The sequence below is a fragment of the Zhouia spongiae genome (genome assembly GCF_022760175.1).
Lineage (GTDB): Bacteria > Bacteroidota > Bacteroidia > Flavobacteriales > Flavobacteriaceae > Zhouia > Zhouia spongiae.
Map to the genome: position 1 here is coordinate 1,458,110 of NZ_CP094326.1, position 13,965 is coordinate 1,472,074.

Annotated in this window: 13 protein-coding genes; 1 reads left to right on the forward strand and 12 read right to left on the reverse strand. The window is 39.5% G+C overall.

The window, feature by feature from the left end; genetic code table 11:
- The first annotated feature begins 66 nt into the window (after window positions 1-66).
- The gene (locus MQE36_RS06355; protein ID WP_242938333.1) at window positions 67-573 is read left to right on the forward strand and encodes a CvpA family protein; all 507 of its coding nucleotides are present in this window, start codon (window positions 67-69) and stop codon (window positions 571-573) included.
- A 25-nt stretch (window positions 574-598) separates the two neighbouring features.
- On the opposite strand, the gene MQE36_RS06360 is transcribed toward MQE36_RS06355, so the two are convergent.
- The 12 genes from MQE36_RS06360 to MQE36_RS06415 all read right to left on the reverse strand — a co-directional run bounded on the left by MQE36_RS06360 (window position 599) and on the right by MQE36_RS06415 (window position 13,932).
- The gene (locus MQE36_RS06360) at window positions 599-1,225 is read right to left on the reverse strand and encodes a carbonic anhydrase (RefSeq protein WP_242938334.1); all 627 of its coding nucleotides are present in this window, start codon (window positions 1,223-1,225) and stop codon (window positions 599-601) included.
- A gap of 14 nt (window positions 1,226-1,239) precedes the next feature.
- Window positions 1,240-3,108, reverse strand: a complete 1,869-nt coding sequence (locus MQE36_RS06365) for a SulP family inorganic anion transporter (protein WP_242938335.1) — start codon at window positions 3,106-3,108, stop codon at window positions 1,240-1,242.
- 85 nt (window positions 3,109-3,193) lie between these two features.
- Complete coding sequence (locus MQE36_RS06370; protein WP_242938336.1) at window positions 3,194-3,496, reverse strand: hypothetical protein; 303 nt, start codon at window positions 3,494-3,496, stop codon at window positions 3,194-3,196.
- A 57-nt stretch (window positions 3,497-3,553) separates the two neighbouring features.
- On the reverse strand, window positions 3,554-4,318 hold the full coding sequence (locus MQE36_RS06375) for a tetratricopeptide repeat protein (RefSeq protein WP_242938337.1): 765 nt from the start codon (window positions 4,316-4,318) through the stop codon (window positions 3,554-3,556).
- A 1-nt stretch (window position 4,319) separates the two neighbouring features.
- Window positions 4,320-6,107: a BatD family protein gene (locus MQE36_RS06380; protein WP_242938338.1), complete on the reverse strand. Its 1,788-nt coding sequence runs from the start codon at window positions 6,105-6,107 to the stop codon at window positions 4,320-4,322.
- Window positions 6,108-6,123: 16 nt separating this feature from the next.
- A complete protein-coding gene (locus MQE36_RS06385; protein ID WP_242938339.1) occupies window positions 6,124-6,993 on the reverse strand; it encodes a tetratricopeptide repeat protein in 870 nt (289 codons plus the stop codon).
- Between the two features lie 6 nt (window positions 6,994-6,999).
- A complete protein-coding gene (locus MQE36_RS06390) occupies window positions 7,000-8,043 on the reverse strand; it encodes a vWA domain-containing protein (protein WP_242938340.1) in 1,044 nt (347 codons plus the stop codon).
- 15 nt (window positions 8,044-8,058) lie between these two features.
- Window positions 8,059-9,060: a vWA domain-containing protein gene (locus MQE36_RS06395; protein WP_242938341.1), complete on the reverse strand. Its 1,002-nt coding sequence runs from the start codon at window positions 9,058-9,060 to the stop codon at window positions 8,059-8,061.
- Window positions 9,061-10,716, reverse strand: a complete 1,656-nt coding sequence (locus MQE36_RS06400) for a BatD family protein (protein WP_242938342.1) — start codon at window positions 10,714-10,716, stop codon at window positions 9,061-9,063. It lies immediately after the preceding gene.
- 7 nt (window positions 10,717-10,723) lie between these two features.
- Entirely contained in the window at window positions 10,724-11,590 is an 867-nt protein-coding gene (locus MQE36_RS06405) for a DUF58 domain-containing protein (protein WP_242938343.1), read from the reverse strand.
- Window positions 11,591-11,684: 94 nt separating this feature from the next.
- On the reverse strand, window positions 11,685-12,686 hold the full coding sequence (locus MQE36_RS06410) for an AAA family ATPase (RefSeq protein WP_242938821.1): 1,002 nt from the start codon (window positions 12,684-12,686) through the stop codon (window positions 11,685-11,687).
- 154 nt (window positions 12,687-12,840) lie between these two features.
- Window positions 12,841-13,932 (reverse strand): DUF4382 domain-containing protein, encoded by a 1,092-nt coding sequence (locus tag MQE36_RS06415; RefSeq protein ID WP_242938344.1) that lies wholly within the window; start codon window positions 13,930-13,932, stop codon window positions 12,841-12,843.
- Window positions 13,933-13,965 lie beyond the last annotated feature (33 nt).

The following is a 13,965-nucleotide window of genomic DNA, read 5'->3' on the forward strand; positions in this document are numbered from 1 at the left end:
AGTGTTAAAGTGTTAAAATACACAAGTGGTTATTAGTTGTATATTTACGATGAAAAAATACGCTATATGAATTTTATTGATATTGTTCTGGGCGGATTAATCCTTTTCGGGTTTGTAAGAGGGTTGATGAAAGGACTTTTTATAGAGCTGGCTTCATTGGTTGCGCTTATTCTCGGGATATATGGGGCTATTCACTTTTCTTATTTTGCCGGAGATTACCTCAGGGAAAAGCTGGATTGGGACGAACAATACATAAACCTGACAGCTTTTGCCATTACCTTTGTCGTTATTGTATTTTTGGTGTACCTGCTGGGTAAACTACTGACCAAGATTGCACATATTGTAGCACTAGGTTTGTTGAACAGGATATTGGGAGGTGTTTTTGGTGGACTTAAAATTATAATTATAGCAGGTGCCATACTTGTTTTTATCGACCGAAGTAACAACATTTTCAGTTTTGTAGATGAAAAGGCAATGGAAGAATCGGTGTTGTACCGACCGGTAAAAGAGGCCGGTGCAACTGTCTTTAAGTATGTGTTAAAAGAAGAAGAGGAGGGAAATAATAGGGGCTGAAATATTAATTTCAGCCCCAGATTTTTTAGTCAAGATGATAAATTTCCATGATGTTTTTCAGGATAGTATCGAAGTCGATCTTAAGATCGATGAGTTTTCCGCTGTGAACATCGAAAACCCATCCGTGAACTTTTAGCCCACGCTCTCTGTACGCTTTTTGAACTGCTGCCGTCTTAATAAGATTTACGCATTGTTCCTGAACGTTTAATTCAACCAGGCGATCGTATCTTTTGTCTTCGTCTTCGATAGCGTTCAGCTCATTTTTATGAAGCCTGTATACATCGCGGATATTACGTAACCATGGGTTTAAGATTCCCAGATCGGCCGACTGCATAGCTGCTTTAACTCCTCCGCAGGCATAGTGACCACAAACCACCACATGCTGTACTTTTAAATGCTCTACTGCATAATTAAGTACCGACATGGCGTTCAGGTCAATGCTGATTACCATATTGGCAATGTTTCTATGTACAAAAACTTCTCCCGGTTTGGCACCCATCATATCTTCCGCAGTAACACGGCTGTCTGAACATCCTATGTAAAGGAGTTCAGGACTTTGTCCTTTTCCTAATTCTTCAAAATAGTTTGATTCAAGACTTAATTTCTCTTTAACCCAGTTTTCGTTGTTTTTAAAAACATTTTCTAGTTTCATAATAATTTTCTCTTTTAATATTCGTCTTTTACATTTTCTTTAATCCACTGAGTACACTCTTTAAATGTTTTGAATATATGTTCTTCCGGAATCAGGTCCGGTATGATATCAATACGTTCCATCATATACCGAGGTTGTTTCAGTAAATCAACAAACAGTACTTTAGTACCATTCTTTTTAATTAATTCTTGTAATACATCTTCCATTGCATATAGTCCCGATTGATCCATATATTGCATACGTCCCAATCTTATGACCACAGTGGAAGCCGTATAGGGGATTTGTTTTGCCAGGCTCTGAAAATCGCTGGTAGAACCAAAAAACAAAGGTCCTTTAAGATGTTTTATAAAGACTTCCTCTTTAAGTTTTTCGGGGAAATCTTTTTCATCTTCCCATGCTCTTTCCTTAGCAAGGGATTTAACGTCCGATCGCTCGGCAGTGAGGTCTCCTATCTTCTTCATAAACATCAAAGAAGCGATTACCAAACCAATACCTACAGCGTACACCAAGTTCCAAAATGTCGATAACAGTAAAACTACTAACATTATTAAAACTTCTGAACTTAATTTTAACGGTCCCAGTTTAATATCTTTCGGAAGACTCGGAATTGCTTTCAGGCCTTTGTAATCCATAACGCCGATACCCACGGTAATAAGTATACCGGCTAATACAGCAGCCGGGATTTTTGATGCTACCGGGCCTAGTGCCAATAAGATGACCAATAACATTATGCCGGCAATCATGCCCGACAATTTGGTTTTACCTCCCGACTGAATGTTTACAACAGTACGGATGGTAGCTCCGGCACCGGGGAGACCTCCAAATATAGCACCTATACTATTACCAATACCCTGACCGATCAATTCTTTATTGGGTTTGTGTTTGGTTTTAGTCATGTTGTCTGCAACAACACTGGTCAATAAAGAGTCAATTGCCCCAAGCAATGCAAGGGTTAACGCTGTAAATATATATGGAGTGACGCTGCTTAATTGAAAAGAGCTGAAAATCTCCATATTAGGAATCGGAAAACCGCTAGGGATTTCCTCAATCGGTCTGTATTCGAGTCCGAATCCTACAGCTATTCCGGACATTACGATCAGTGCAACTAATGTGCTTGGTACCGCAGTCGTGATGCGTTTGAATCCATATATGATAAAAATTGTTCCCAATGCCAGTATTAATTCAAGCAAGCTCACGTTGCTAAGAGCTCTTCCGAGAACTTTAAAAGTACCAAGAACTCCTGAAGCTTCTTTCGCAGCCAATGTCTGAGATTCTTTTAATATGTCCGCTTCAGTAACAAGCTCAGCTCTATTAATAGTTTCTTTGAAATTTTCTAAAACCAGGATACCTTCACCTGCTTCTTCTTTTAAAATGTTTTCAAGAATAACCTCTTCGGCCTGGGGTTTAAAAGTGTCTACAAATTCATCGTCTTCTTTCGGATAGTATCCAACGGCAGGAAGAATCTGAGTTATAAGTATGATAACGCCGATAGCAGTCATAAATCCTGAAACAACAGGATAAGGGATGTACCTGATATATTTTCCTAAACCCAATGCTCCAAGTCCGATTTGCATAAGTCCAGCTAGCAAAAATACCGTTAGAATGGCAGGTAAAGCTTTGTTTACATCGCCGTCATTGGCCGCAATAATTCCGGCAATAACGACCATGCTTACTGCGGTCATAGGTGCTGTAGGACCTGAAATCTGGGTGTTAGTACCACCAAACATGGCGGCAAAGAAACTAATAAATATAGCGCCATATAGACCAGCACTTGGTCCTAAGCCGGAACTTACACCGAATGCGAGGGCTAATGGTAATGCTACAATACCGGCAGTTATACCACCAAAGGCATCTCCTTTGATGTTAGAGAATAATTTTTTCATATAAATACTTAATTTAAGTTATTAATGAATAGGGGGTATGGATGCAGGGGCATCCACAATTAATAAAGTTAGAAAAAATAGGGGTTTATACTCCGGTTTCCGGAGGAGGGCAATGCTTGTTTACGATTATCGACGGATAATAGTTGTCGATATATGCAAAGTCAGCATTGTCTTTTTTGTTATCGGATAAAAAGTAATTGCTGAAATTATGATGGGAAAACACATAGTCTTTTTCAGCAACAGAATTTGAACTTTTATTTTCTTCTTCAGCAACACTGAAGAAGACAGAAGTGTCAGCATCCGATTTAATAATACTGATAACAGAGGGTGCTGCTAAAAAAGCAGTAAAGATAAATAAGAATAAAAAGGCATACTTTTTTCCCTCCATTAGGTAAAATTTGCCTCAAATATAATGGAAATGAACCGTAGATTTGTTAAATAATTTTTAAAAATCCTTGATTAACTTTAGATCATTCTTCGGTATCCATCCCGTTTTACCGTCCGGAATTCGTATTTTGTTCCAGTCGCCTAATGTTTCCAAAACATTCACTTTTGCTCCTTCATGTAAAGTAAAAACATCATTACTCCTGTTGTTGGGTTCAGATTTTATCACAGTTTCTTCAGTAAAAATAATAGCAGGATTGTCCTTTTTGTCAGATACGTATTGATGATAGGCCGCCGAAACGGAAATAACAGAAAACAACAAGCATATAATACTTGTAACAAAGAAAAGTTTCTTTTGTCTTCTGGAAGAAGCAAAATAATAGATCAGGAAGAAAGCGGTAAAGAGGGTCATTAATATAACAGCTATGATACTCCATGCTTTAGAGCTAAAAAAGCCGAGGGTGCTATCGGCCAGTTTTGAGATCGCAGACTTAGGAATGGTCTCTAAGGCATCTATGGTCATATTCTGTGCATACTGAAGATTGTTTTTTATATCGTTGTCAGCAGGGGACAGCAGTAATGCCTTTTCATAATAGTAAATGCTGGGAGCCACCTCGTTTAATTTGTAATAGGCATTTCCGATATTGTAATAGACCGAAGATGAGTGATAGCCATTGTTTACTATTTTCTGATATATGTTAATAGCTTCCTGATATTTTCCGTCGTTATAGAATTGTACAGCTTTTTCAAAGAGTTGTTCGTTCTCATTTTGTGAAAAGGAAAATAAAGATATACACAGAATTAAAATGTTTATAATCTTTTTCATGCTATACTTTTACTTGTTTGTCGATTTGAGATATGGTGTTGGCGGCTTTATCATAATCCAGTTGCATTGTAACATTGCTGGTAGGCGTGTAACGAGCCAGTTCGCAACTGTTTAATAGCGCAATAAAACTTGTGACAGATGTACTGTCAGCTCCTTTTGAAGTTAAGAGCTGAGTGATTTTTTCTTTAGAAAAATCAGATGTTTCAATTTTTAATTTGGCTTTAAGGTAGTTGTGTAAGGCCCTTTCCATAGCTTCATAAAAAGCTTCTTTATGACCTAGATTTTTCTTCGCTTCAGAAAGGTATTTTTTAGCCAGTCTATTGGCTTTTCTTCGTTTATTACCTTCAATATCTGCTTCAAGCGCTTTTTTCTTTTTACCGATAACAATAAATAACGGAATGAAGAAGAGAGGCCCGAAAAGCAATATATAAAAAGCAGTTGATCCAAAGAAAGCAGTGCTGTCTACGGGTTGTAAATCGGGGTTAAGCTTTAAGAATTTAAAACTTGAATCGGTACCGGCAACAGCTTGCTTTTGAATTTGATCGCTGTCTGCTACATCCTCATTGTTATTTGTAGGGCCTTCATATACATTGATAATGTGTTCCTGAGAGGTCAGGGTAACGTATTTTTCAAGCTTAGGGTCGAAAAACGAGAAAGAAATAGCAGGTATCTGGAACTTGCCTTTATATTGAGGGACTACCGTATAGTTGTCGGCAACTTTACCTTGCATTCCGCTAATGCTTGTTGAGACATTTGATTTAAACTCAGGGTCATAGACTTCAACCGAATTTGGAAGTTTCAATTTTGGTAAATCGAATAGTTTTAAATTACCTTTCCCTGAAATCTCAATTTTGGATTGTAGCGATTCACCGGCTTTTAAATCGGTCTTTGAAGGGATTACATTAAAATCGAAATTCCCGACAGCTCCGGTAAAGCCTTCAGGCTTGCCGTTTTCAGGTAGCGGTTTTACCCTTATTGTCCTCGAACCGGCTGCTATGGTTTTATGGGTTTGTTTGTAAACCCTTCCGCCAAAGATATCTTGTTTGTTGGTCGGTACGTCGACAGTTACATCAAGTGTCAGGGGTTCGATTTCCAGCGCACCGGTTTTTTGCGGGTAGAGCACTACTTTTTTTAGCACTACAAAGCGATAGGGTTTTCCCTTATAGGTTCCTTGTTCAACTTTCCGACGGTTGATGTTTATATCCTGGGACCAGAAGTTGTTGTATTTGGGATTGTCGATCGGCCTGTAGTCAGAAACGCTGATCTTGGGGCTTACATAAAGTTTGTACAGTATGCTGACCGCTTCGTTGAGATATGGGTTTGGGTTTGATATTTCGGCCACCAGATGAAGGTTTTCATCGGCAATGTCGTCTACACCCTTAGGTGCATTAGGATTGTCAACGGCTGCGGTAACTTCGATAGTGATCGGTACGGTTTTGTAAGTGTTTCCGTCTATCTCTATGACAGCCTGTTTTATGGTAAATGTTCCTCTGCTTTTTGGAGACAGGATATATGAATACGTTTTAGAGAATGAACGTTTGCCATTAATCCAGGATTGGCTGACGCTCTGACTGGGGCCCATCAGGACACGGAAGTTTTCAAAGCTTGGCGGGATAAAATTATCGCCGTCCTTGTTCATCTCAAAATCGATTCGTAAACGTTCGTTGAGACCTAGTTTTTCTTTACTGACCTTGGCTTCGAACTTGATTTCGTCCTGAGCGTACCCAAGGGAGCTGATAATTAGCAATATGTATAAAAAATATTTCTTCATCTTGTGTATCAAGTCCATTTAAACACTAGGTTGTTTACCAGTCTTTAGCATTTTTGGCAGGTTGACCTTTTACTTTTTTACCATTTATTTTTTCTTGTACTTTCTTTTCTTCGTTACTCATTGCTTCCAGGATATTTTTTATTTGTTGGGGAGAAAGCTGATTCGGTCTTGGCTGCTGCTGCTTTTCAGGGTCTTGCTTGTCTTTAGGCTGATCTCCGGGCTTTTGATCCTTGTCTTCTTTGTCTTTTCCTTCATCGCCTTTTTGTTCTTTGTCCTTATCGGAGTTCTGATCTTTATTTTGATCTTGTTGATCGTTCTGATCCTGGTTTTGATCCTGGTTATTTTGATCGTCTTTATTTTGTTGCTGGTCCTGTTGTTGATCCTGGTTATCCTGATCTTTGTTTTGATCGTCGTTGTTTTGATCGTTTTGTTTCTGCTGCTGATCTTTCTTCTGCATTTCTTTTGCTAAAGCCAGGTTGTATCGGGTTTCTTCATCAGAAGGGTCGTTTCTGAGCGCTTCCTTATATGCTTCTATGGCTTTGTCGTATTCTTTGTTTTGCATAAAAACATTACCAAGGTTATGATAAGCGCTGTGACGCTCTTCTTTGGTTTTGGCAGCTTCACCTGCTTCTTTGTAACGAACAAAAGCTTCTCCAAAACTATTTTCTTTATAATAGGCATTTCCCAGATTGAATTTGGCAGTGCTGTTATCGTCACTCTTGGCTATCGCTTTTCTGTAATTGGCTTCTGCCTCAACAAACTTGTCACTAACCAATTCTTTATTGGCATCATAGGTCAGGTTTGTTGATTCTTTAAGCAGTTTTACTTTTTCTTTAGGGTTCTCTTCCTGTGAGAAACCGATAAAGGTTGCCAGTAAAAATGCTATATAAACTATTTTTTTCATGATTTGTTAGTCGGTTTCTTTTTCGTTAAAAAGATTCAGTTTTGTTAACCAGGCTGTTTTTCTTTCTAAAAAGAAAATGTCCATGAACAGCAAGAATATTGCGGCTCCTAAAAACCATTGAAACTGATCTTTAAAGTCGGCGAATTGCTTGGTTTCAAATTCTTTTTTATCCATCTGGTTCAATGTTTCTGTAACAAAATCAACTGTTTCATTCGTGTTCGCTCCATTTATATAGGCGCCGTTCCCTTTGCCCGCTACTTCTTTTAGAACACCTTCATTGAGTTTTGTGATAACAACCTCTCCGTTCTGATTTTTTTTATAGGCTTCAACAATACCGTTAATTTTAATTGGTATTGGTGCGCCCTTTGTGGTTCCGATCCCGATACTGTATACTTTGATTCCCTCTTCGGCAGCCCCTTCAACGGCTACTGCAGCCCCGTCTGTATGGTCTTCTCCGTCGGATATGATAAAAAGAACCCTGTTGGTCTGGTCGGCATCGTTATAATATGTCTTGGCCAGATCAATAGCTTCATCGATGGCTGTACCCTGTGATGAAAGCATATCGGTATTCATACTCTGTAAAAACATTTTTGCAGCACCATAGTCGGTTGTAATGGGTAATTGAGGGTAAGCCTGTGCTGCATAGGCGATGATTCCTATCCGGTCTGAACCAAGATTATTGATGATTTCGGAAACAATACGCTTGGCTTTTTCCAGACGATTGGGAGCAATGTCTTCGGCCAGCATGCTTTTAGATACGTCAACAGCAAAAACAACATCGACCCCTTCGCGTTTTACAGTTTCCAGCTTGGTTCCGATCTTCGGATTGACCAAAGCAATGCTCAGGCATGCAACAGCTAATAATAACATCACAAGTTTCAGTACCGATTTGGCGGTAGACCTGTTCGGACTTAAGCGGTTTAAGAGGGCTGTATCCGCAAACTTTTTCTGTGTTCTTTTTTTCCAGAATTGAACAGCCAGAAACAGCACAAAAAGCACCGGAATGATAAAAAGCAAATAGAAATATATTTTTTCGTCTAACTGATACATAAGATCCCTTCTAAATTAAACAAAACTCCTGAATAGGGTGTTTCGTAATAAAAATTCAACTAGTATTAGTCCAAGTCCCAGTAAAACCAGTGGTCTGAACTTTTCTTCGTATTTGGTAAATTTAAACTCTTCGACTTCTGTCTTCTCAAGCTTGTTGATTTCATCATAGATTTCTTCGAGCTTTTTATTGTTGGTAGCCCTGAAATATTTACCGCCTGTCTCTTTAGCTATGTTCTTTAGCAGGTCCTCGTCAATTTCAACATCGCGTAGTCCGTATTTAAAACTACCATCCATATTATAGGCGACGGGGGTAAGGGCCATTCCGTTGGTACCGATCCCGATAGTGTATACTTTTATTCCAAATTCAATGGCAAGTCCTGCAGCCGTTTGAGGTTCTATAAAGCCTGCATTGTTTACCCCGTCAGTAAGCAGGATTATGACCTTGCTTTTAGCTTTGCTTTCTTTTAAGCGATTTACGGCAGTTGCGAGGCCCATGCCTATGGCAGTACCGTCTTCCAGGACCCCATAGTTTACTTGTCTGAGAGCGTTCAGGACGATAGACTTATCGCTGGTAATAGGGGTCTTTGTAAAACTTTCTCCGGAATATACCACAAGACCAATCCTGTCGCTAATCCGTTCTTTTATGAATTCGCCAGCAACGTCCTTAAGAGCTGACAGCCTGTTTGGTTGCAGGTCTTTTGACAACATGCTGGAAGATACATCGATAGTCATTACGATATCAATCCCTTTGGTGGTCTTGCTTCTGGAAGAGATATTTTTGGTCTGAGGCCTGGCCAGGGCAACGATAAAAAAAGCTAAGGCAAGCAACCTGACGATAAAGAGCAATGACTTTAGTTTAGGCAACAGGGAACCTTTGGTCTTAAATCCGTTTAAAGACGATATTTTTAATGTTGCAGTTTCTTTTTTCCGTTTAAGAAAGTACCAGACAGCAGCTATCGGAAGCGCCAAAAGCAACCAAAAAAAGTATGGGTGTGCAAATTGTATATTCTCTAACATTTAGCTTCCTGTTTTAAAATCAATTGAATTAATAATGCGTTCTACGATCTGGCCGGCATAGGTGTCTCCCTCATTATAAACGATCAAAACCTGTTGGAATCCACCACCTTCGGTAAAGTTCAGTAAAACGTATTCTGCATTGTGAGAACCGTTGTTTCCCGGGGTATCTATTTGCATGGAGCCATAGACTTTTAAGCCCTTTTTGTTGGTAGGGGTACTGATCTCTTCATCTTTTAAAATGATGTTTTTGGCTCCTTGTTGCTCCATTGATTTAATAGTGGCATCGATAGCTTTTTGCCCGTCAAACTCTACCCCTTTTTTATATGTTGTTGATGATGCTGTTATATAGAAATTGCTCATCATGCTCCCATAACCAAATATCTGATTGGAGCTTATCAGGTTATGAGCTTCAGCGGGAAGTTCTGTTTTTATACGTTTAAGCACCTTTGGTGTTTCAATTGAAACGGGAGGGAATCCATATTCACTTCGGATCCATTCTCTTTCGGCAAGTTCTTTTGTCGGATGGCCAACGATGGTGTCTTTTACATAACCAAAGCCATAATACCAGCCGAAAGCACTGATGGTAATACCTAGCACCAAAAGTGAGGCCACAGCGGTAATAATTAGTTTCCGTTTTTGTTTTTTTCTCGCCAGTTCTTCAAGATATTCTTCATTCTGAAGTAATTCTTCTTCGGTTGGTTCAGGTAAAGCTTCTTTGGTTTTAACGACAATATTTTCAATGAGCTTCCTGTCGTTCTCTATAACGGCATTTTCCGGTGTAGATCGCGCAAACTTTACCAGGTCGGCTGTTTCCAGTACTTTTTTAAACTGAACGATGGTTTCGCCATCCAGATCGAGGTTTCCCGCATCCTTTAGCATTTCCAGTTTGCCGATCAATTCGTCCGTAGTACTCTCCAAGGCCGTAATGTGTACGTCTTCTTCAAGGTACGAACGTACAATATTTGTTAATTGTGAGTAGTACGCTTTGTATTCTGACTGAATTAAAAATTTAGACTCGTCCAGTTTCTTTAATTCAAGAATTGCTCTCTCATAAGGAGGAAGGAGCGCTTCTTTTTCTTCCCGGGTTAGCGGTTTCTCACGAAATACAAACCAATATAAAAGTCCTCCGATGATTGTCAGGGCTAAAAAGGCATAAAATATATATTTCCACCAGCCGGAGTAATTCTTCTCTACTTCCACCAGCGGTTTTATATCGTACATTTTTTGTTTCGTGGTATCGACAGCAACATTCGCTACTTTTACTTTTAAAGAATCCAGCAGGTAAGGGATCTTGTTGATCAAAACCGTTTGAACGGGAATGTTATAGGTGCCCGAATCAAATTTTGTTAAGGCATATTTTTTAATAAGGTTCAGTTTGTCCTCAATAATAATGGAATCTACAGGGGATGCTTCTACAACCTCCATTGGGGCGAATGTTTGCCCGTCAGGGAACATTACTTGAGCCGTAGTGTCGGTTTCTACCTGTATTTTATATTGAATCTGTTCCCCTATTTTAATGGATGTAGAATCTACATTTGAGGTGACTTTCGGTGTTGTTTGTGCAAAGCCACTAAGACAACCAAGGCTGAAAAACCCCAGTATGAGCCATATCCTAATTGCCGGTAATTTGTTTGTATGTAATCGTATGGTATCCATTTATAACTTATCCTCGTTGCTTAAAATATCCAAGTAGTTTTTTTACGTAACTTTCGTCTACCCGACAACTAAGTACTCCACATCCGCTTTTCGTGAAAGTGTTCTTGTAATAGTGTTTTCTGTCGTTATAATATTTAGTATACGCTTTTCTTACTGATTTTGATTGGGTGTTAACGAGCATTAATTCGCCTGTTTCAGCATCTTCCATCCGAACCATACCGATATTAGGGATTTCTTCTTCCCTTTTATCGTAGATCCTTATACCTGTAACATCGTGTTTTCGGCCGACGATCCTGAGGGTTTGCTGATAATCATCCGTCATAAAATCAGAAAGGATAAAGGTGATGGCTTTCTTTTTTATAACACTTGATAAAAACCGCAAGGCTTCTGACAGATCTGTCTTTTTGCTTTTAGGTTCAAATTCTATAAGCTCCCTGATAATTCTTAGTATATGCGATCTTCCCTTTTTTGGGGGAATAAAAAGCTCCACTTCGTCCGAAAACAGGATAAGGCCTACTTTATCATTGTTTTGCATTGCTGAGAATGACAGGGTAGCTGAGATTTCGGTCAGGACTTCCTTTTTAAACCGGTTGGCGGTTCCAAAGAGTTCGGAGCCTGATACATCGACCATGAGCATCATGGTGAGTTCTCTTTCCTCTTCGAAAACCTTTACATACGGCTCGTTGTAACGCGCCGTTACGTTCCAGTCGATGGCCCGGACATCATCGCCATATGTATATTGACGTACTTCGCTAAACGTCATTCCCCGCCCTTTAAAGGTAGAATGGTATTCTCCTCCAAAGACGTGGTCGCTTAACCGGCGTGTCTTTATTTCAATTTTACGTACTTTCTTAAGTAATTCCTTGGTATCCATCTTTACTTGTCACTCCGTCATTACAGACGTAATCTGTTTAATGTTCAATTTGGCCGATTAGATTCCTGCGTTCGTGCAGGAATGACAATTACTGTTATGGTACTTCTACTTCGTTAACTATTTTATTGATGATATCAACCGAGGTGATATTTTCAGCTTCGGCCTCGTAGGTGATGCCTATTCTGTGGCGTAAAACATCGTACACAACGGCTCTTACGTCTTCAGGTATTACGTAGCCTCTTCGTTTAATGAATGCATAGCACTTGGCTGCGGTAGCCAGGTTGATACTACCACGTGGTGATGCACCGAAACTGATAAGAGGTTTTATGTCAGGCAGGTTGTATTTTTCAGGATAACGCGTGGCGAAAATGATGTCCAGGATATATTTTTCGATTTTTTCATCCATGTAAACTTCCCTGACCGCTTTCTGTGCTTTTAAAATCTGCTCCAGAGAGACTACCTGTTTTACCTGTTCAAAACCGCCTTTAAGGTTTTGACGAATGATCAGCTGTTCTTCGTTCAGTTTAGGGTAGTCAATAACCACTTTCAGCATAAAACGGTCAACTTGTGCTTCAGGCAGCGGATAGGTTCCTTCCTGTTCAACAGGGTTCTGGGTTGCCATTACCAAAAATGGTTTGTCCAGCGTAAAAGTTTCATCGCCAATGGTCACTTGTTTTTCCTGCATGGCTTCCAACAAAGCAGACTGCACCTTGGCAGGAGCACGGTTAATCTCATCTGCCAAGACAAAATTGGCAAAAATCGGACCTTTTTTTATTGAAAAATCGTTTTCCTTGATATTGTAAATCATGGTGCCCACTACATCGGCAGGGAGTAGATCAGGGGTGAATTGTATACGGCTAAACGATCCGTGAACAGCTTTTGATAGTGTGTTGATAGCCAGTGTTTTTGCCAGGCCTGGTACACCTTCCAGTAAAATATGTCCTTGCCCCAAAAGTCCTATCAATAGCCTTTCTACCATTTGCTTCTGGCCGACAATGACCTTGTTTATTTCTAGTGTAAGAGCGTCTATAAAAGCACTTTCCTGTGCTATTTTTTCATTAATAACACTAATATCAATAGTACTGTTTTCTTCCATCTTCATTTTAATTTTTGAGGCGTTAATTTAACAACCTTATTTATTGAATGCAAATTGAAAATTTATTTAAAGTTCTGCTGTTAACGATTGGTTAAAAAATAAAAGAGCAACCTGCTGACAGGCTGCTCTTTACAAAATATTATGAATAATTAACTTATTCTAAAGTTATTTCTCCAAGATCTGCGGTTTCGGCAATAAGCACATCAATATCTGTAATTTCTTTTACCGAAAGTCCGGATCCTTCTGCCGGCGTAAGAGTTACCGTATAGGTTCCGGGAGGAATACTGGTCAGCGTAAATATACCGTCTTCTCCGGTAGTTGCAGAGATGGTTTCGATCGTGTTTTCTACACCTTCTTCTTCACTTGGGATGGTTACCTGAACAGAAGCAGTTACGGAAACTCCTTCATTCATTATTTTTCCGGAAATATTCCCTGTAGTGATTTCTTCCAGTTCAATTAATTCCAAATCAATGATCTCACCGTTTACAACTTCTACCCCCTCAATTATCGTTTCAGCATATCCGGACTCCGCATCAGGAGTGATCATTACATCATGAGTTCCGCCAGGAATACCATAAAGCATAAATATCCCACTTTCGTCTGTATGGGCAGAGATCGTTGTTTTTTCATCTAATACTACAGAGGCCATACTTTGGAATTCAGACGGAGAAACAGTTCCTGTGATAATACCGGAAGAAACCTCAGCACTTAACCTGAGTACCGGCTTTAAGATATATTTTCCGGAGTTTCCGGCCTTTACGATAGATTTATCAGCATCAAAATCGATGGTGAAATCGTATGCAAATCCTGTTTCAAGCTCCTGGTTTAGTTTAAGTTTTAATCCTGATTGTTGAGCGCTAGGAGTATCCAGGTTAATTTCTTCGCCATTTACAACGATGGTATTGTCGTCGCCTAAAACAAGACGGATATGTTTTACCACCCCTGAAGGAATCTCATTGTCAGCCACAACAACATTTACACCGCCCGTCAATTCGAGTAAGTCGTATACGCCGGTGTTGATGTCTCCGATGCTTTCCCATGGTCCGTCTTCTTTATATTGAATCATTACATCCTGAACATCAATCTTTACGGCGTCGTAATCGCCGGGAGCATCGGTCAGCTTTACGATAATATGAGAGAATCCGTCAGTGTTCTTTGACCCGTCGTCGTCACTACACGCAACAAATACAGCCGTGAGAACGAAAAGACTTAAGAATTTCAATAAATTTTTTTTGAGTGATTTCATAGATAAGACTTTTGTTATTATTATTTTCATAGG